Origin of the sequence: Chryseobacterium binzhouense, assembly GCF_007474545.1 — a bacterium.
Taxonomy (GTDB): domain Bacteria; phylum Bacteroidota; class Bacteroidia; order Flavobacteriales; family Weeksellaceae; genus Chryseobacterium; species Chryseobacterium binzhouense.
In genome coordinates this window covers 573,518-592,846 of record NZ_VKOG01000002.1, presented here as the reverse complement: position 1 = coordinate 592,846, position 19,329 = coordinate 573,518, and the positions used below count along the sequence as shown (strand labels likewise).

At 35.9% G+C, this 19,329-nt stretch carries 16 protein-coding genes; all 16 read left to right on the top strand.

Features of this window, described 5'->3' with window-relative positions:
• Window positions 1–3: 3 nt before the first annotated feature.
• The 16 genes from FNE73_RS08565 to FNE73_RS08490 all read left to right on the top strand — a co-directional run bounded on the left by FNE73_RS08565 (window position 4) and on the right by FNE73_RS08490 (window position 19,265).
• Window positions 4–537, top strand: coding sequence for a hypothetical protein (locus FNE73_RS08565; RefSeq protein ID WP_143884212.1), 534 nt, complete (start codon window positions 4–6; stop codon window positions 535–537).
• A 406-nt stretch (window positions 538–943) separates the two neighbouring features.
• The gene (rpoB, locus tag FNE73_RS08560) at window positions 944–4,765 is read left to right on the top strand and encodes a DNA-directed RNA polymerase subunit beta (protein ID WP_143884211.1); all 3,822 of its coding nucleotides are present in this window, start codon (window positions 944–946) and stop codon (window positions 4,763–4,765) included.
• 84 nt (window positions 4,766–4,849) lie between these two features.
• Window positions 4,850–9,115 (top strand): DNA-directed RNA polymerase subunit beta', encoded by a 4,266-nt coding sequence (gene rpoC / locus FNE73_RS08555; RefSeq protein WP_143884210.1) that lies wholly within the window; start codon window positions 4,850–4,852, stop codon window positions 9,113–9,115.
• 144 nt (window positions 9,116–9,259) lie between these two features.
• On the top strand, window positions 9,260–9,568 hold the full coding sequence (locus FNE73_RS08550; RefSeq protein ID WP_089745554.1) for a DUF3467 domain-containing protein: 309 nt from the start codon (window positions 9,260–9,262) through the stop codon (window positions 9,566–9,568).
• A 171-nt stretch (window positions 9,569–9,739) separates the two neighbouring features.
• The gene (locus FNE73_RS08545; protein WP_143884209.1) at window positions 9,740–11,077 is read left to right on the top strand and encodes a carboxylesterase family protein; all 1,338 of its coding nucleotides are present in this window, start codon (window positions 9,740–9,742) and stop codon (window positions 11,075–11,077) included.
• 97 nt (window positions 11,078–11,174) lie between these two features.
• On the top strand, window positions 11,175–12,260 hold the full coding sequence (locus FNE73_RS08540) for a 2Fe-2S iron-sulfur cluster-binding protein (RefSeq protein WP_143884208.1): 1,086 nt from the start codon (window positions 11,175–11,177) through the stop codon (window positions 12,258–12,260).
• Window positions 12,261–12,334: 74 nt separating this feature from the next.
• Window positions 12,335–13,273, top strand: a complete 939-nt coding sequence (gene paaA / locus FNE73_RS08535) for a 1,2-phenylacetyl-CoA epoxidase subunit PaaA (protein ID WP_143884207.1) — start codon at window positions 12,335–12,337, stop codon at window positions 13,271–13,273.
• A 104-nt stretch (window positions 13,274–13,377) separates the two neighbouring features.
• The gene (gene paaB, locus FNE73_RS08530) at window positions 13,378–13,659 is read left to right on the top strand and encodes a 1,2-phenylacetyl-CoA epoxidase subunit PaaB (RefSeq protein WP_002981782.1); all 282 of its coding nucleotides are present in this window, start codon (window positions 13,378–13,380) and stop codon (window positions 13,657–13,659) included.
• 42 nt (window positions 13,660–13,701) lie between these two features.
• The gene (gene paaC, locus FNE73_RS08525; RefSeq protein ID WP_317129875.1) at window positions 13,702–14,478 is read left to right on the top strand and encodes a 1,2-phenylacetyl-CoA epoxidase subunit PaaC; all 777 of its coding nucleotides are present in this window, start codon (window positions 13,702–13,704) and stop codon (window positions 14,476–14,478) included.
• A 62-nt stretch (window positions 14,479–14,540) separates the two neighbouring features.
• On the top strand, window positions 14,541–15,224 hold the full coding sequence (locus FNE73_RS08520) for a hypothetical protein (RefSeq protein ID WP_143884205.1): 684 nt from the start codon (window positions 14,541–14,543) through the stop codon (window positions 15,222–15,224).
• A complete protein-coding gene (paaD, locus tag FNE73_RS08515) occupies window positions 15,217–15,681 on the top strand; it encodes a 1,2-phenylacetyl-CoA epoxidase subunit PaaD (protein WP_143884204.1) in 465 nt (154 codons plus the stop codon). The genes FNE73_RS08520 and paaD overlap by 8 nt, the downstream gene beginning before the upstream one ends.
• A gap of 131 nt (window positions 15,682–15,812) precedes the next feature.
• On the top strand, window positions 15,813–16,613 hold the full coding sequence (locus FNE73_RS08510) for an enoyl-CoA hydratase/isomerase family protein (RefSeq protein ID WP_143884203.1): 801 nt from the start codon (window positions 15,813–15,815) through the stop codon (window positions 16,611–16,613).
• 53 nt (window positions 16,614–16,666) lie between these two features.
• Window positions 16,667–17,020, top strand: coding sequence for a four helix bundle protein (locus FNE73_RS08505; protein WP_143884202.1), 354 nt, complete (start codon window positions 16,667–16,669; stop codon window positions 17,018–17,020).
• Window positions 17,021–17,060: 40 nt separating this feature from the next.
• Complete coding sequence (locus tag FNE73_RS08500; RefSeq protein WP_143884201.1) at window positions 17,061–18,194, top strand: 3-hydroxyacyl-CoA dehydrogenase NAD-binding domain-containing protein; 1,134 nt, start codon at window positions 17,061–17,063, stop codon at window positions 18,192–18,194.
• 88 nt (window positions 18,195–18,282) lie between these two features.
• A complete protein-coding gene (locus tag FNE73_RS08495) occupies window positions 18,283–18,591 on the top strand; it encodes a hypothetical protein (RefSeq protein WP_143884200.1) in 309 nt (102 codons plus the stop codon).
• A 260-nt stretch (window positions 18,592–18,851) separates the two neighbouring features.
• Window positions 18,852–19,265 carry a PaaI family thioesterase gene (locus tag FNE73_RS08490; protein WP_143884199.1) on the top strand — a complete coding sequence of 138 codons (414 nt, stop codon included), beginning with the start codon at window positions 18,852–18,854 and terminating at the stop codon, window positions 19,263–19,265.
• The last annotated feature ends 64 nt before the right edge of the window (window positions 19,266–19,329 follow it).

Sequence of the window (19,329 nt, the reverse complement as noted above, 5' to 3'; positions counted from 1 at the left end):
AAAATGAAAAATATAATCACAATATTGTTTGCTTTGTTTTCGGTATCTGTTTTTTCTCAGGTAGCAATTGGAAAAGCAAGTGTTGCATCACCATCGGTATCTCTGGATTTCGGAACAGAAAACCGTGGAATGGTTTTGCCTTGGGTTACTTCTACAGCAGCAGTTACGGGCGTAGTAAACGGGACTATGGTGTATGATCTTACTGATAAAAAGGTGAAAGTAAAATATAATGCTGCATGGAAGGATCTCAGTATTAATACACAAGGTACTACAGTAGATCCATTAACAAGTGTAGATGGTGTACTTATACAAAATTCAGCAACAGAAAATACTCTTGCTAAATCTGCGATAGGAACACTCACTTCCACTCCCGGAATTTTAGTTTTGGAAGATACGAATAAAGCGATGGTTTTACCGAAAGTAGCGAGTCCTCATCTTAATATTATCAATCCTGCTCCGGGAATGATAGTGTATGATACTTTTAATAAACAGTTGGCTGTTTTCAATGGTACGGTCTGGTCGTTCTGGAAACCATAAATAAAATTTAGCAGATAAATTTTAACCACTTCATTTTGAGGTGGTTTTTTTGTTTAAGAACTAAAAAATATGTAAATTTGCAGTCTCTTTTGGCGCTTAAATTATACATAATACGATAAAATATTGAAAATCAACTCTTTCGTAAATTGAAAGAGCTTTTCGTGTTTTATACTCATTCTGTTATTTTAATCCCATAAGATATCATAAAAATATTTTGCACTACACTGTGAAAAGATATACCAGTGTTGCAGTTAGAATTAGATTTAGAATTAAGAATTAAGAACAAAGACCACTTCTGATAGCGCCAAACATCAAATGTCTTTCTCTTGCCTCTTTTCTCTTCAAAGCTTTTTCTGATATTTTTTAATAAAAACAAAATATTTTTTAACCCTTTCTTAAAAGTTTTATGAGTAAAACAACATCAACAACTAAGGGAGTAGAGAGAATTAATTTCTCTTCGGCTAAAGGAAAGATTATCACTCCTGACTTCTTGGACATCCAATTAGAGTCATTTAGAGAGTTTTTCCAGTTAGACACACTTCCTGAAGACAGAAAGAAAGAAGGTTTGCACAAAACCTTCCAGGAAAACTTTCCAATTACCGATTCCAGAAACCAATTCGTATTGGAATTCTTAGATTATCTGGTAGATTCTCCGCGTTATTCGATCGACGAATGTGTGGAAAGAGGTTTAACGTACTCCGTTCCTCTTAAAGCAAGACTTAAATTGTACTGTACAGATCCTGAACATGAAGATTTTCAGACAGTTGTACAGGATGTTTATTTAGGTCCGGTACCTTATATGACTCCTTCTGGTTCATTTATCATTAATGGAGCAGAGCGTGTTATTGTAACTCAGTTACACAGATCTCCGGGTGTATTCTTCGGACAGACTTATCACGCAAACGGAACCAAACTATACTATTCAAGAATTATTCCTTTCAAAGGATCTTGGATGGAATTTACAACCGATATCAACAGCGTAATGTACGCTTATATCGACCGTAAGAAAAAATTACCTTTAACTACACTATTAAGAGCAATCGGTTTTGAATCTGATAAAGACATTCTTCAGATCTTCGACCTTGCAGAAGAAGTGAAGGTTTCTAAAGCTGCGCTTAAAAAAGTAGAAGGAAGAACATTGGCTGCGAGAGTTTTGAACACTTGGTTTGAAGATTTCGTAGACGAAGATACCGGTGAAGTTGTTTCTATCGAAAGAAACGAAATCATCTTAGACAGAGAAACGATTCTTGAAAAAGAACATTTAGATCTTATTTTGGATGCTGGTGTGAAATCTATTTTGATTCACAAAGAAAATTCAAACGAATTCTCTATTATTCAGAATACTTTACAAAAAGACCCTACCAACTCTGAAAAAGAAGCGGTAGAATATATTTACCGTCAGTTAAGAAATGCAGATCCGCCAGATGAGGAAACTGCAAGAGGAATTATCGAAAAATTATTCTTCTCTGAGCAAAGATATTCATTAGGTGAAGTTGGACGTTACAGACTAAACAAAAAGTTAGGTCTTAACATTCCTACCACAACTGAAGTTCTTACAAAAGAAGATATCATTGCGATTGTAAGACACTTAATCGAATTGGTAAATTCTAAAGCTGAGGTTGATGATATCGACCACTTATCAAACAGAAGAATTAAAACCGTTGGTGAGCAGTTGGCAGGACAGTTTGGGGTAGGTCTTTCAAGAATTGCAAGAACAATCAAGGAAAGAATGAACGTTAGAGATAACGAAATCTTTACTCCTCTTGATCTTGTTAATGCTAAAACTTTAACATCAGTTATTAATTCATTCTTTGGTACCAACCAGCTTTCTCAGTTCATGGACCAGACCAACCCATTGTCAGAGATCACGCATAAGCGTAGACTTTCTGCACTAGGACCTGGTGGTTTATCAAGAGAAAGAGCAGGTTTCGAGGTTCGTGACGTTCACCATACACACTACGGAAGAATTTGCCCTATTGAAACTCCGGAAGGACCAAACATTGGTTTGATTTCATCTTTAGGTATCTATGCTAAAATCAATACTTTAGGTTTCATCGAAACTCCGTACAGAAAGGTAGCAGATGGTAAAGTTGATTTGAATGCAGATCCGATTTACTTAAATGCAGAAGATGAAGAAGATAAAGTAATCGCTCAGGCGAATGTTGAGTTGAATGATAATGGTGGTTTTGAAACAGACAGAATTATTGCCCGTCTTGACGGTGATTATCCGGTTGTTGAACCTTCTGAAGTTAACTTAATAGATGTTGCTCCGAACCAGATCTCTGGTATTTCTGCTTCATTAATTCCTTTCTTGGAACATGATGATGCAAACCGTGCATTGATGGGATCGAACATGATGCGTCAGGCAGTTCCTTTGTTGAAGCCACAGGCTCCGATTGTAGGTACAGGTCTGGAACAGCAGGTTGCTAAAGATTCAAGAATCTTGATCAATGCAGAAGGAAGAGGTACTGTAGAGTATGTAGATGCAGATAAGATTATTATTAAATATGAAAGAAGCGAAGACGAAGATTTAGTGTCTTTCGAATCCGCTACAAAAACATATAACTTAACTAAGTTTAGAAAAACCAATCAAAGTACGACCATTACTTTAAGACCAAACGTAAGAGTAGGTGATGTAGTAGAAAAAGGACAGGTGCTTTGCGACGGTTATGCTACTGAAAAAGGAGAATTGGCTCTTGGTAGAAACTTGGTAGTTGCGTTCATGCCTTGGAAGGGTTATAACTTCGAGGATGCAATCGTAATCAACGAAAAAGTTGTACGTGAAGACTGGTTTACTTCGATCCACGTAGATGAATATTCTTTGGAAGTTCGTGATACCAAATTAGGTATGGAAGAATTGACAGCAGATATTCCGAACGTTTCTGAAGAAGCTACAAAAGATCTTGACGAGAACGGTATGATCAGAATTGGTGCTGAAGTGAAGCCTGGAGATATCATGATTGGTAAAATCACTCCAAAAGGTGAATCTGACCCTACTCCTGAAGAAAAACTTTTGAGAGCCATTTTTGGTGACAAAGCCGGTGATGTAAAAGATGCTTCATTGAAAGCAGATTCTTCATTAAGAGGTGTTGTAATCAACAAAAAATTGTTCTCTAGAAACATTAAGGATAAAAAGAAAAGAACTGAAGAAAAACTTAAGCTTGAAGAGATTGAAAATACTTACAAAGCTAAGTTTGACGAGTTGAGAAATACTTTAATCGAAAAATTGAATACTTTAGTTAGCGGTAAAACTTCTCAGGGAGTTACTAATGACTTAGATGAAGAAATTATCGGTAAAGGGGTGAAATTCACTCATAAGTTATTGACTTCAGTTGAAGATTATGTAAACGTAAGCGGTGCAGACTGGACGGTTGATGCTGATAAGAATGAATTGATCAAACAGTTGATTCACAATTATAAAATCAAGTACAACGATATCCAGGGAGTTAAAAACCGTGAGAAATTTGCAATTTCTATCGGAGACGAGCTTCCTGCAGGGATCATGAAGTTGGCTAAAGTTTATATTGCTAAAAAACGTAAACTGAACGTAGGAGATAAAATGGCAGGACGTCACGGTAACAAAGGTATCGTATCAAGAATCGTTCGTGAAGAAGATATGCCTTTCTTGGAAGACGGAACACCGGTAGATATCGTATTGAATCCACTTGGGGTACCTTCGCGTATGAACATCGGTCAGATCTACGAAACAGTTTTAGGATGGGCTGGTCAGAAATTAGGAATGAAGTTCGCTACACCGATCTTTGATGGTGCTACTCTTGATCAGATTACAGAATATACTGATAAAGCAGGTCTTCCTAAATTTGGTCACACTTACCTTTATGACGGTGGTACAGGAGAAAGATTTACACAGGCTGCTACAGTGGGTGTAATCTACATGCTGAAACTGGGTCACATGGTTGATGATAAGATGCACGCACGTTCTATCGGTCCTTATTCATTAATTACTCAGCAGCCATTAGGAGGTAAAGCTCAATTTGGTGGTCAGAGATTTGGAGAGATGGAGGTTTGGGCTCTTGAAGCATTCGGAGCATCCAATATCCTTAGAGAGATTCTTACTGTGAAGTCGGATGACGTGATTGGTAGAGCAAAAACTTATGAAGCGATTGCAAAAGGTGAAGCAATGCCAGAACCTGGTATTCCGGAATCTTTCAATGTATTGCTGCATGAGTTACAAGGTCTTGGATTAGACGTAAGACTAGAGGAATAATTTTAAATTTTAAATTATAAATGCTGAATGGAGACATTCAGAAATTAATCTAAAATCTAAAATCTAAAATTTAAAATCTAACAAATGTCAAATAAAAATAAATCAAGTAGATTTAATAAAATAACCATCGGTTTAGCTTCACCGGAGTCCATACTTCAGGATTCAAGAGGGGAGGTTCTTAAACCGGAAACTATTAACTACAGAACCCACAAGCCTGAAAGAGACGGTTTGTTCTGTGAAAAAATCTTTGGTCCTATCAAAGATTACGAATGTGCTTGTGGTAAATACAAGAGAATTCGTTATAAAGGGATCGTTTGTGACCGTTGTGGTGTAGAAGTTACGGAGAAAAAAGTACGTAGAGAGAGAATCGGGCATATCAATCTGGTAGTTCCAATTGCTCACATCTGGTATTTCCGTTCGTTGCCAAACAAAATCGGTTACCTTTTAGGAATTCCTTCCAAGAAATTGGATATGATCATCTACTACGAAAGATATGTAGTGATCCAACAAGGTATTGCTAAAAAATTAGACGGTTCAGATTTCGATCACATGGAGTTCCTTACTGAGGAAGAATACCTTGATATTATGGAAACTCTTCCGATCGAAAATCAATATCTTGATGATTCTGATCCGAACAAATTCATTGCTAAGATGGGTGCCGAAGCGGTTGAAGAATTGTTAAAAAGAATTGATCTTGATGCCTTGTCTTTCGACTTGAGACACAAAGCTCACAACGAAGGTTCAAAACAAAGAAGAACAGAAGCTCTGAAAAGATTGAATGTTGTAGAAGCATTAAGAGGTGCTAATACAAGAATGATCAACAGACCAGAGTGGATGATTATGCGTGTGCTTCCTGTAATACCACCAGAATTAAGACCATTGGTTCCGTTGGATGGTGGACGTTTTGCAACTTCCGATTTGAATGACCTTTACAGAAGGGTAATTATCAGAAATAACCGTTTGAAAAGATTATTGGAGATCAAAGCTCCGGAAGTAATCTTGAGAAACGAGAAGCGTATGCTTCAGGAATCAGTAGATTCATTGTTCGATAATACAAGAAAATCTTCAGCTGTAAAATCTGAATCAAACAGACCATTGAAATCACTTTCAGATTCATTGAAAGGTAAGCAGGGTCGTTTCCGTCAGAACTTACTAGGAAAAAGGGTAGATTATTCTGCGCGTTCGGTAATTGTTGTAGGTCCAAACTTACAGCTTCACGAGTGTGGTATTCCTAAGGATATGGCAGCTGAACTTTACAAACCGTTCATCATCAGAAAACTGATTGAAAGAGGGATTGTAAAAACAGTAAAATCTGCAAAGAGAATTATTGATAGAAAAGAACCAGTAGTATATGATATCCTGGAAAATGTGATGAAAGGTCACCCTGTTCTATTGAACAGAGCACCTACGCTTCACAGACTGGGTATTCAGGCATTCCAACCTAAGATGATCGAAGGTAAGGCAATCCAGCTACACCCGTTGGTAACAACAGCATTCAACGCCGATTTCGATGGTGACCAGATGGCGGTACACTTACCATTAGGTCCTGAAGCGATCCTTGAAGCTCAGTTATTGATGTTAGGTTCTCAGAATATCTTAAACCCGGCAAACGGTTCTCCAATTACGGTACCTTCTCAGGACATGGTTCTTGGTCTTTATTTCATGACCAAAGAATTAAGCTCTACAGAAGATATGAAAGTAAAAGGAGAGGGTCTTGCATTCTATTCTCCTGAAGAAGCGGAAATCGCTTATGCTGAAGGAAGAGTATCTTTAAATGCTAAAGTAAGATGTAGACTTCCGATCAAAGAAAACGGAGAAATCGTTACAAGATTGATCGAAACTTCTGTAGGTAGAATTTTATTCAACCAGATTGTACCTAAGCAAGTAGGATATATTAATGAGCTTTTAACGAAGAAATCATTGAGAAACGTTATCGGTAAAATCCTTGCTGATACAGATTTCCCTACAACAGTGAAGTTCCTGGATGCAATGAAAGATTTAGGTTATTCAAATGCATTTAAAGGAGGTCTTTCTTTCTCATTAGGTGACATCGTAGTTCCTGTTGAGAAAAAGCAGATGATTGCACAGTCTATTGAAGCTGTTGACGAGATTAGAGCCAACTATAACATGGGTCTTATTACAGATACAGAACGTTATAATCAGGTAATTGACGTTTGGACAAATACCAATGCAGGATTAACTGAAATGATCATGAGCAGAATGAAAGTTGACCAAGGTGGTTTCAACTCTGTATACATGATGCTTGATTCAGGAGCGAGGGGTTCTAAAGAACAGATCCGTCAGTTATCAGGGATGAGAGGTTTGATGGCAAAACCGCAGAAAGCCGGTTCTACTGGTGCGGAAATCATCGAAAACCCGATCCTTGCAAACTTTAAGGAAGGTCTTTCAATCTTAGAATACTTTATCTCTACCCACGGTGCCCGTAAAGGTCTTGCGGATACCGCTCTTAAAACTGCCGATGCTGGTTACTTAACGAGAAGACTGGTAGACGTTGCACAGGATGTTATCGTTACAGAAGAAGACTGTGGAACTTTAAGAGGAACCGAAGTTACTGCATTGAAGAAAAACGACGAAATCGTTGAAAGAATCTCTGAAAGAATCTTAGGTAGAGTATCTCTTCATAATATTTATGATCCTGAAACTGACGAGTTGATTGCAAATGCTGATCAGGTAATTTCTGAGGAGCTGGCTAAGAAAATCGAAGAAGCAGGATTAGAAGCAGTTGAAGTACGTTCACCACTTACTTGTGAAACTAAAAAAGGTATCTGTGCGAAATGTTACGGTAGAAACTTAGCAACAGGTAAGATGATTCACATGGGTGAAGCGGTAGGTGTAATTGCAGCACAATCTATTGGTGAACCGGGAACTCAGCTTACGTTGAGAACCTTCCACCAGGGAGGTACTGCAGGTAACGTTTCAGAAAACCCTTCAATTGTTGCAAGAAGAGACGGTATCGTTGAAATGGATGAAGTAAGAACCATTACTTCTGAAGATGAAAACGGTAATACAGCTGAGGTTGTAGTTTCCCGTTCAACAGAATTCAGATTGGTTGCTGATAACGAAGCAAGAACTCCGTTGATGGTTGCCAACATTCCTTATGGTGCTATCTTGGCTGTAAAACCAGGAGATAAAGTAAGCAAAGGAGATATGATCTGTAGATGGGATCCTTATAATGCCGTTATTATTGCTGAAACTGCAGGTAAAGTTGAGTACGAAGATATTATTCAGGGGGTTTCTTTCCAATTGGAAATCGACGAGCAAACTGGTTTCGAAGAAAAAGTAATCTCTGAATCTAGAAATAAGAAAGCGGTACCTACCTTGAAAGTAGTAGACTCTAAAGGAGTTGAACAAAAAGGGTACAACTTACCGGTAGGAGCCCACTTAATGGTTAATGATGGTGAAAAAATTAAGGCAGGTAAAGTCTTAATCAAGATCCCGAGAAAATCTGCAAAAGCAGGGGATATCACCGGAGGTCTTCCTAGAGTTACCGAATTATTTGAAGCAAGAAATCCTTCAAACCCAGCGGTTGTTACAGAAATTGATGGGGTAGTTTCTTACGGGAAAATCAAGAGAGGTAACCGTGAATTGATCGTTGAGGCTAAAACCGGAGAGAGAAAAATTTATTTAGTTAAATTATCAAATCAGATCCTTGTTCAGGAAAATGACTTCGTGAGAGCTGGTTCGCCACTTTCTGACGGTTCAGTTACTCCGGATGACATCTTGAAGATCAAAGGTCCAACTGCGGTTCAGGAATATTTAGTAAATGAAATTCAGGAAGTTTACCGTCTTCAGGGGGTGAAAATTGACGACAAACACTTTGAAATCATTGTAAGACAGATGATGACAAAAGTATCTATCGTTGATGGAGGTGATACTCAATTCCTTGAAGGAGCTCTTGAACATAAATATGACTTCCTTGAAGAAAACAACAGAGTATTCGGTCTTAAAGTAGTTACTGAAGCAGGAGATTCTAAAGTTTTCAAACCAGGACAGATGATTACAGCAAGAGAGTTGAGAGACGAAAACTCTAAACTGAAGCGTGAAGATCAGGCTTTGGTTGAAGTAAGAGATGCATTGCCTGCAACCGCTACACCAGTATTGCAGGGTATTACAAGAGCGGCTCTTCAGACAAAATCTTTCATGTCTGCAGCATCATTCCAGGAAACAACAAAAGTTCTTAACGAAGCAGCAGTTGCTGGTAAAGTTGATGAACTGAATGGTCTTAAAGAAAACGTAATTGTAGGACACAGAATTCCTGCAGGAACGGGTCTTAAAGAATATCAGAATGTTATTGTAGGTTCTAAAAAAGAATTCGAAGATCTAAACTAATAAAAAGACTTTGTGCTTCGGGATACAAAATGGTAATCCGAAGCACAAATCTTATTAAAATAATTTAAAATTTAATGTTCGGGGTTCAAAGTTTTATTTATTTTTGAACCTTGAATTTTAAAAACAAAAACATCAAACAAAAAAATGGACAATCAAAATCAAAATCCACAAGACGGAAACATCAACATCCAGTTAAACGAAATGATCGCTTCAGGAGTTTACTGTAACCTAGCTTTAGTAAACCACTCTCCATCTGAATTCGTTGTAGATTTCATCCAGTTAATGCCGGGTGTACAACAAGCAAATGTAAGATCAAGAGTAATCTTGGCTCCTCTTCACGCTAAGAGAGTTTTAGCTGCACTTCAGCAAAATGTTGCTAATTATGAGCAGCAATTTGGAGAAATCAAAGAAGTTGAGCCTTTCGTTTTAGGTGGAAACAACGTAAACGCTTAAGATTTTTCTTAATCAAAATAAAGATGCCTCAGTTTCTACTGGGGCATTTTTTGTTTGAACTTTTCTGCATTTATCCGTATACTTTAAACCTTATACAGTTAAATTATTTCTCAAAAAACATTTAATTCCTGAATTAATCTTACATTTATAGTAGAAAGTATTACAACTACAATGCAGAATCAGGTTAAAACTCATACATTTCGTACATCTATAGGAGATATTCTTGCATTTCGTGAAAACAATGTTTTAAAGGCTAAAAATATTCGCTACGCCCGATCAGATAGGTTCAAACATCCTGCAAGATTAAAAAATAGTTTTGAACAAATTTTAGATAAAACTCCGGTTTGTCCTCAAAAATTAAGTCCTTTTTTAGATAGATTGATTCAAAAAACAGATCCGGAAGATTTTATTCCTGATGAATCTCCACAATTTCTTACCATTACCCGTCCTGAAATTTCAAAAAATACCGGAAAATTTCCTGTCATTGTCTGGATTCATGGTGGTTCTTACGAAATTGGTTGCGGAAGTCTTCCCACTTCAGATCCTTCAGTCTGGGTAAAGGAACAAAATGTAATGGTAGTTTCGGTCTCTTATCGTTTGGGTTTGTTTGGTTTTTTGGGTGGAACTGATGAAAGACCAGCCAATTTAGGTTTGTTTGATATAATAGAAGCTCTGAAATGGATTCAGAATCATATTGAAAATTTTGATGGTGATAAGAACAATATTACGCTTTTCGGACAGTCTTCCGGTGGTGATGCCATTGCTCATCTGATGATTTCAGAAGGTGTGGAAGGATTGTTTCACCGGGCAATTATCCAAAGTGCACCACTTGGTTTCAGGCATAGAAGACAAAAAATGTCAGAAGAGTTTTTCCTTAAAACAGAAGATCTTAAAAATGAAAATGATGTTCTGAAAATGGTGAACAGTTATGAAAAGTTTTTACCATCATTCAGAAAATACGGACTAAAGACTTCAATGCCTTTTTGCACTCAATACGGTTTTTCTCCTTTGTGTAAAGAAGAAGAAAGTTTGGATTTATGGAGAAAAAATGCTTCAAAATATGATGTTCTGATTGGTTCAAATCATGATGAAACTGCATTTTATGTAAAAACTGCAGAGAACGGTCTCTATACTTATCTGCCTAAGAGAATTCTGAACAGCATTATAAGATCTACAACTAAGTCAATCTATGAAAAACCGGCTCAGGTTTTTGCACACAATTATGCTAATGGCAGAGGAAATATCCATTTGTATAAAATCTATTCTTTATCTGACGAAAGTTATACCGGAGCTTCTCATTGTATAGATCTTCCTTTGATATTTGCCAATAAAACAGCATGGAAAAATTCAGTACTTTTAAAAAACATTTCGTGGGAATATCTTTTTCAGGAAGGTAAAAAAATCCGTGCACTTTGGGCAGACTTTGCAAAAACAGGACAGGTGACGGATGCATTACATGAATCTGAAATTTTAAAGATAAAAAAAATCAATAACACAGATTCAAGATAAATTTTGCTATCAGTAAAATTATTTTTAAATTTACAACCTAACAAGTGTTAGTTAGTTTTAATATAAACTAAGAATTAAAGATTACTTTATAAAAATAATGAATTCATTTTATAAACTAAAAACCGTTAAGGTCGAGAAAGATACCAACGATGCTGTAAGTGTAGCTGTGGAAATTCCTGAAGAGCTGAAAGATAAATTCAGATTTAAGCAAGGTCAGTATCTCAATTTTAAATTGATGATCAACGGAAACGAAGAAAGACGTTCTTACTCCATTTGCAATGCGCCGAGCGAAAAAAGCAACACGCTGGAAGTTTTGGTGAAATTACTGGAAGGCGGAAAAGTTTCCGGTTATTTCAACGAACATCTTCACATGGATGAAGTTTTGGAAGTAATGCCTCCAATGGGCGGTTTCAACACTTCTTATCACCCGACAAATGTGAAAACTTACGTTGGTTTGGCAGCAGGAAGCGGTATTTCTCCGGTTTTATCAAATATTAAAGAAAGTCTTTATCAGGAACCGAATTCTAATGCTTACCTGTTTTACAGCAACAGAAGCATGAATCATGTAATGAAAAAGGCGGAAATTGAAAGGCTGGTAGAACAGTTTAACGGAAGATTGAAAGTAGTTTATCTCGTAAGCCGTGAAAAGCATGAAGATCCGCTTTTTGAAGGAAGAATTTGTCCGGACAAACTGGAACTTTTATTTGAAAGATATACAGATATTGATGTAAAAGAGGCTACTTATTTTATTTGTGGACCTTCGGAAATGATCAAAGGAATTGCAGATTATTTAAAGAAAGATAAAAAAGTACCGGCAATTCAGGTTTTATTTGAATATTTCACTGCTCCTGACGAAGAAAATACGGAGGAAATGAGCGATGAGTTTAAAGCCATTGCCAATATCGAAAGTATGGTAACAGTAATCATTGATGATGATGAATATTCTTTCCATTTGAATTCAAAAAAAGAGAGTATCTTAGATAAAGCATTGAAAGACAATCTTCCTGTACCTTTTGCGTGTAAAGGAGGAGTGTGCTGTACGTGTAAGGCTGAAGTTTTAGAAGGTGAAGTTTTCATGGAAAAAAACTACGCGCTTACCGAAGAAGAAGTAGCCAGAGGCTTCGTTCTTACTTGCCAATGTCACCCGACAACGAATGTGGTGATGCTTAATTATGATGTTTAAATTGTATTAATGATTAATGTAAAACGTATTCATGAATACATAAATACTTTTTACATTTTACAAAAAACAAGAAAATGGATTTAGAAAAATTTGTACAATACGTACACGACGAAAATAAAGTAGAACCAAAAGATGTAATGCCCGATGATTACAGAAAACTATTGGTTCGTCAGATTTCACAGCACGCCCATTCTGAGATTGTTGGGATGTTGCCGGAAGCTAACTGGATTTCCAGAGCGCCTTCACTGAGAAGAAAGATGGCTCTTTTGGCTAAAGTTCAGGACGAGGCAGGTCACGGTTTATACCTTTATTCTGCAACAGAAACTTTGGGAAACGGAACGATCAGAGCCGACAGAGATGCAACCTATGAAGATATGCTTTCAGGAAAAGCAAAATATTCAAGTATTTTTAACTATCCGACTTTAAGCTGGGCAGATATCGGTGCGATCGGTTGGTTGGTTGATGGTGCTGCCATTATGAATCAGGTAATGTTGATGGGGAATTCTTACGGTCCTTACTCAAGAGCGATGGTGAAAATCTGTAAAGAAGAATCTTTCCACCAAAGACAGGGTTACGAGATTTTGATGGCTCTTTGCCGCGGTACAAAACAGCAGAAAGAAATGGCTCAGGCTTCGTTAAATCGTTTCTGGTGGCCAGCTTTAATGATGTTTGGTCCGAATGACGATAGTTCGCCAAACTCAAAAATCTCTATGAATTACAGAGTGAAAAGAGAGAGTAACGACAGTCTTCGTCAGAGATTTATTGACGTTACCGTTTCTCAGGCTGAGTTTTTGGGATTAACCATTCCGGACAAAGATCTGAAATGGAATGAAGAAAGACAGCATTACGATTTCGGAGAACTTCCTTGGGATGAATTCATGGAAATCTTAAAAGGAAATGGTCCTGCCAATAAAAAGCGTATCGAAACCAAAAGAAAGGCGCAGAGAGAGAATGCTTGGGTAAAAGAAGCGGCAGCAGCTTTTGCAGAAAAACAGGAAAAAATTTCAATATAACAATATACCAATGTAAAAATGTAACAATCATTGTCATGCTGAACTTGTCGAAGCATCTCATTGTTAAACTGGTACATTGATACATTGTTAAATTAATTTTAATTATGGCAAATTTAGATATGTGGGAAGTATTTATTCAGACTAAGCCGGGATTATCTCACAAACACGTTGGAATTGTACAGGCACCAACAGCAGAAATGGCTTTGCAGAACGCAAGAGACGTTTATACAAGAAGAAAAGAAGGAACTTCTGTTTGGGTAGTTCCAAGTAAATACATCGTAACTTCAGAAGGGGTGGATAAAGAAGCATTCTTCGATCCGGCTGATGACAAACTATACCGTCATCCAACATTCTACGAGATCCCGAACGATGTAAAAAATATGTAAAACATCTTTTGGCTGTTAGCTGCTGGCATTTGGCCAAAAGCTATACGCCAAAAGCCAAAAGCTAAAACAATGAACCCATTATATAATTATCTATTAAAATTAGCAGACGACAGTTTCATTATGGGACAGCGTTTGTCTGCGTGGTGCGGTGAAGGTCCTTATCTGGAGGAAGATATTGCATTAACAAACATTGCGTTGGATGAACTCGGACAAGCGAATAACTTTTACGTTTACGCTTCAAGACTTTTAGACGACGGAAAATCTGAAGATGATATCGCTTTTTTAAGATACGAACACGAATATGTAAATGCACACTGGACAGAACTTCCGAACGAAGATTATGCTCAGACGATTTTAAAAGTTTACGTTTTCGCAGTGTATCAGAAACTGATGTACGAAGCATTATCCAATTCAGCCAATGAAGAATTGGCGGCTATTGCTCAAAAATCATTAAAAGAGGTAAAATATCATTACACACATGCTGCATCCTGGATGAAAATTTTCGCTCAGGGAACGGAAGAAAGTAAGAGCCGTTTAGAAAAAGCCATTGAAAATATCTGGGAATACACCAAAGGTTTATTTGCAAAAACAGAAGGAGAAGATGATTTAGTAGCTTTAAATATTGCTCCGAATACAGATGCTCTTTATGAAGAATTTTTAGCAATCACCAAAAAAGATTTTGCAGATTTCTACTTAGAATATCCTACCAATCCTTTCATGCAGCCAAAATCCAGAACAGGATATCACACAGAATATTTTGGATATATCCTTTGTGAATTGCAGTATATGCAGAGAGCATATCCGGGTTGTACATGGTAGATTTTGAATGTAGCAATGTAGCAGTTTAACAATTAATTGCTATAAAGTTTGATTTTATATATATGAGTAAATTCGTAATCTTTTCAATAATTAGTTTTTTCATTATTTCTTGTCAAAAAAAGGCGGTGGAAGCTAAAGTCATTAATGATATGGGAAATATTGAAGAAATGTTTCAGTTGAAAAATTACAAGAATCAATGGAAGAAAAAAATCAATGATTCCGTAACTCGTATTACTGCTCACACAGGATATTTTATACTTAGTGGAGATTTCGATAGAAAGAATAATACAAAAACAGGAATCTGGAGTTTAAAGAATAAAACTGATTCCAAGGAAATACAAATTGATTATATAGTTTTTGGTAAGAATGATTTCTTCAAAAATCAAATTATTTTTAAAGAACATGGTAAAATAGATTCTTCTCATAGTAAATTTTATTTAGTAGAAAATAAAACATATAAAGGATTACTTTACAAATTTTTCTCTCCTGAGATAAAAAATGAAATTTATAAAGAAGCTAAAGTCATTTATACAATTTATAGAGATAGAAAAGAAATCAAAATAGATTCTTTTGTCTATAAAAATGTTAAAGAAGGAAAATATTTTGCAGATATTAAATATGGTTTCAAAAAAGGAGATCATATTTCAGGATATTTCAGCGAAATTGTTAGTGCAAAAGACCCCAAACGTAAGGATAGTCTAATATTAGGCAACAATTCAATATATTTTATAGAAAAATTTGAGTAATTTATTAAACATATTATCCCAAGTTCCCGATCCGGAAATTCCGGTTATTAATATTGTGGAATTAGGCATTGTAAGAGAAGCCAAAGTTACGAGCGAGAATTCTTGTGAAATAACCATTACGCCAACTTATTCGGCTTGTCCCGCCATGTTTACCATTGAGGAAGATATCATCAAAATAATGAAAGAAAACGGATGGGAGGCAAAAGTGGTGACCAAAATGTTTCCGATCTGGACAACAGACTGGTTAACAGATAAAGCGAGAGAAAAACTTCGGGTGTACGGAATCACGCCTCCCGAAAAAGGAGCCGATGAGCATCACATCGGCAAACCAAAAAAATGTCCGCGTTGCGGTTCTATGAACTCAAAACAGATCAGCAGATTCGGGTCTACACTATGTAAGGCTTCGTATCAGTGTTTAGACTGTTTAGAACCTTTTGACTATTTTAAATGTCACTAAAATTAATGTAACAATCTGAAAATATAACAATATAACAATTTTGAATGCTTTAAATATTGTTATATTGGTAAACTGATATATTGGTACATTTTTATTGTTAAATTAGTGCATTAATCATAAAAATTAAAACTATGTATACACAACTCGATATTGAGTCGCATTTTGACGGGAAACTTAAAATTGCTTATCTGAATCAGCCGGATACCATGAATGCGCTTACAAAACCGTCTTTATCAGATCTTAAAGACTTCGTTAAAGAATACAGCGAAGATCCTACAGTAAGATGTGTTGCCATTTCAGGAAGAGGAAGAGCTTTTTGTTCTGGTCAGAATTTAGATGATGCTTTTGTACAGGGTAATGAACATCATGATAACGATATTATCAGAAGAATTGTGACAGATTATTACAATCCTTTGGTAATGGAAATTACCCATTGCAAAAAACCGGTTGTAGCGTTGGTAAACGGTCCTGCAGTTGGAGCCGGAGCGATGTTGGCGTTGATCTGTGATTTTGTTTTGGCAACAGACAAAGCGTATTTTGCTCAGGCATTTTCTAATATCGGTTTAATTCCTGATACGGGTGGAACTTATTTCCTTCCAAAATTACTCGGAAGACAATTAGCTAATTATTTAGCATTCACAGGAAAAAAATTATCTGCGGAAGAGTCAAAATCTTACGGTTTGGTGGCAGAAGTTTTCACTGAAGAAGAATTCAATTCAAAATCAATGGAAATTTTAGAAAAAGTGTCAAATATGCCGACTGTTGGTTTAAAACTAACCAAAAAAGCATTTGCTCATTCTTATGACAATACACTCAAACAGCAATTGGAGTTAGAAGGCGATTTACAACAGAAAGCAGCAGAAACTGAAGACTTTAAAGAAGGAGTAAGTGCCTTTTTAGAAAAAAGAAAACCTATTTATAAAGGAAGATAATTAATTTGAAAATGAGTTAATTTGAGAATTTGAAAATGTTTAAAGAGCATTAAATGAGAAATGATAAAGAAAATATTATTGTAAATAAGACTTTTGATTTTGCATTAGACATTATCGAATTTTCAGAAGGTTTGTATGAATCTAAAAGATTTCCATTAGCAAATCAGATTTTCAAATCTGGAACTTCGATTGGAGCCAATGTTAGAGAAGCCCAAAATGCAGAAAGCAAGGCAGATTTTATCCATAAATTGAAAATTGCCGCTAAAGAAGCTGATGAAACAGAATATTGGCTTTTACTGTGTTTAAAGTCTCCACATTTGCAATCGCCCAATGAAAAATTAATTTCAGATTTAAAAGAAATTTTATTAATTCTATCTAAAATTATTTCAAGTTCGAAGCTTAAATAATTTTCAAATTAACTCATTTCCAAATTTTCAAATTAAAAATATGAATGTAGGAATTATCGGTGCCGGAACCATGGGAATCGGCATTGCACAAGTAGCCGCAACGAACGGATGCAAAGTTTGGGTTTATGACGCCAACACAAAACAGGTAGAAACGGCAACCGTAGGTTTGGAAAAAACGTTAACCAGATTGGTTGATAAACAGAAAATTTCGGCAGAGAAAATGACTGAAATTTTATCTAATATTTCCATCGCTACAGAATTGAAGGACTTCAAAGATTGTGAATTGATCATTGAAGCCATCATTGAAAATAAAGAAATCAAAACCAAAGTTTTCACAGAATTAGAAAAACATGTTTCTGAAAGTTGTGTGATTGGTTCCAATACATCTTCCATTTCCATCACCTCTCTTGGTGCGGAATTACAGAAACCGGAGCGTTTCATCGGAATTCACTTCTTCAATCCGGCTCCGTTGATGCCTTTAGTGGAGGTTATTCCATCCTTATTAACCGAAAAATCTTTAGCGGAAAAAATCTACAATCTCATGAAAGATTGGGGGAAAACTCCGGTTATTGCAAAAGATATTCCCGGATTTATCGTCAACAGAATTGCCCGTCCTTTCTATGGAGAAGGGTTGAGAATTGTTGAGGAAAGCATCGCAACGGTAGAACAGGTTGATGATGCCATGAAAACTTTAGGTAACTTTAAAATGGGACCTTTTGAATTAATGGATTTAATAGGAGTTGATGTGAATTTATCGGTGACTAAAACTGTGTACAACGAATATTTCTACGATCCGAAATACAAACCATCTCTTCTACAGCAAAGAATGTCGGAAGCCAAACTTCACGGCAGAAAAACAGGAAAAGGTTTTTACGATTATTCGGAAGGAGCTGTTAAACCGGAACCAGTGAAAGATGATGCGCTTTATCAACAAATATTCATGAGAATTATTTCCATGCTGATTAATGAAGCCGTAGAAGCAAAAAGGTTAGGCGTAGCAAATGACGAAGATCTGGAATTGGCAATGCAGAAGGGCGTAAATTATCCCAAAGGTTTATTGGCTTGGGGAAAAGAAATCGGATATGCTAAAATCTCTGAAACTTTGCAGAATCTGTACGAAGAATATCAGGAAGAAAGATACAGACAAAGCCCGTTGCTTCGTAAATTGAATTAAAAATTTGAAAATGTGCTAATTTGAAAATTTATTACAGTAGGTTTTGATTTTCAAATTCTCAAATTGATTTAATTTTCAAATTAAAATTATGGATATAGAATTATTCAGAGCCGAACTTGAAACAAGGCTTATCATTGAAAAAGAATACATCAGTCAGGAACTGTCTTCGATACATGATTATCAGGAAAAGCTTGAATTATTAGGCAAATTCAATGAAAAATATAAAGAACTGATTAAAAGATTAGCAAATGAATTTGGAATTAATTTACATGAACGTTTTCAAGCAGAAGATCCATCAAATTCCGAAAATCTTTCATACAATCAAATCATTCTTGGAAAAACCATGGTGGTTTACGACAAGTTAGCTGATGAATTATATGAAGAAATAACACATTAATCTGAAATTTAAACCATGTTTAAAAGAATTTTTACAAAAAAGAACTTTTTACGCTCATTCGTGAATGCCGTTATTTTTGTAGTTGGATTTTCTCTTATCAAATTTCTTTTTTATTATTTGGGATGGGACGATGAAAAAAGCATCAATATATATGGTTTTATCGTTTATTTCATCTTTATGTTTTTAGCTTTTTTCATTTTGGACGGCAGAGAATACACATGGAAAGATGTGATTAGATTTAAAAATTTAAATAAGAGTAAATGAATCCGAGACAGGTTGCAGAATATATGTTTGATCAGGATTATTTTTCCCAATGGATGAATATCAAACTGATTGAAGTTAAAGAAAATTATTGTTTAATTGAAATGCCCATTAAAAAAGAAATGATTAACGGGCTGAAAACGGTTCACGGAGGCGTTACGTTTGCTTTTGCAGATTCTGCACTGGCTTTTTCGTCCAACAATTCCGGAGATGCAGCCGTTGCATTGAATTGCATCATCAATTTTACCAAAGCCGGAAAAGAAGCGGATACTTTCAGAGCAGAAAGTATTTTGGTCAATGAAACCAGAAAAACCGCTGTTTACGATATTAAAATTACCAATCAAAACGAAGAGTTGGTGGCAAAATTTGTCGGAACAGTGTATAAAATAGGAAAAAAAGTAACGGAGCTATAGCTCAATGTAACAATTTATCAGTATAATAATTTAACAATGATGAAATAAAAATTAATTTTAACAC

What these genes read in the sequence shown, in the direction of transcription:
- FNE73_RS08565 (WP_143884212.1), top strand. Translation starts at nt 4, where the DNA reads ATGAAAAATATAATCACAATATTGTTTGCTTTGTTTTCGGTATCTGTT.
- rpoB (WP_143884211.1), top strand. Translation starts at nt 944, where the DNA reads ATGAGTAAAACAACATCAACAACTAAGGGAGTAGAGAGAATTAATTTC.
- rpoC (WP_143884210.1), top strand. Translation starts at nt 4,850, where the DNA reads ATGTCAAATAAAAATAAATCAAGTAGATTTAATAAAATAACCATCGGT.
- FNE73_RS08550 (WP_089745554.1), top strand. Translation starts at nt 9,260, where the DNA reads ATGGACAATCAAAATCAAAATCCACAAGACGGAAACATCAACATCCAG.
- FNE73_RS08545 (WP_143884209.1), top strand. Translation starts at nt 9,740, where the DNA reads ATGCAGAATCAGGTTAAAACTCATACATTTCGTACATCTATAGGAGAT.
- FNE73_RS08540 (WP_143884208.1), top strand. Translation starts at nt 11,175, where the DNA reads ATGAATTCATTTTATAAACTAAAAACCGTTAAGGTCGAGAAAGATACC.
- paaA (WP_143884207.1), top strand. Translation starts at nt 12,335, where the DNA reads ATGGATTTAGAAAAATTTGTACAATACGTACACGACGAAAATAAAGTA.
- paaB (WP_002981782.1), top strand. Translation starts at nt 13,378, where the DNA reads ATGGCAAATTTAGATATGTGGGAAGTATTTATTCAGACTAAGCCGGGA.
- FNE73_RS08520 (WP_143884205.1), top strand. Translation starts at nt 14,541, where the DNA reads ATGAGTAAATTCGTAATCTTTTCAATAATTAGTTTTTTCATTATTTCT.
- FNE73_RS08510 (WP_143884203.1), top strand. Translation starts at nt 15,813, where the DNA reads ATGTATACACAACTCGATATTGAGTCGCATTTTGACGGGAAACTTAAA.
- FNE73_RS08505 (WP_143884202.1), top strand. Translation starts at nt 16,667, where the DNA reads ATGAGAAATGATAAAGAAAATATTATTGTAAATAAGACTTTTGATTTT.
- FNE73_RS08500 (WP_143884201.1), top strand. Translation starts at nt 17,061, where the DNA reads ATGAATGTAGGAATTATCGGTGCCGGAACCATGGGAATCGGCATTGCA.
- FNE73_RS08495 (WP_143884200.1), top strand. Translation starts at nt 18,283, where the DNA reads ATGGATATAGAATTATTCAGAGCCGAACTTGAAACAAGGCTTATCATT.
- FNE73_RS08490 (WP_143884199.1), top strand. Translation starts at nt 18,852, where the DNA reads ATGAATCCGAGACAGGTTGCAGAATATATGTTTGATCAGGATTATTTT.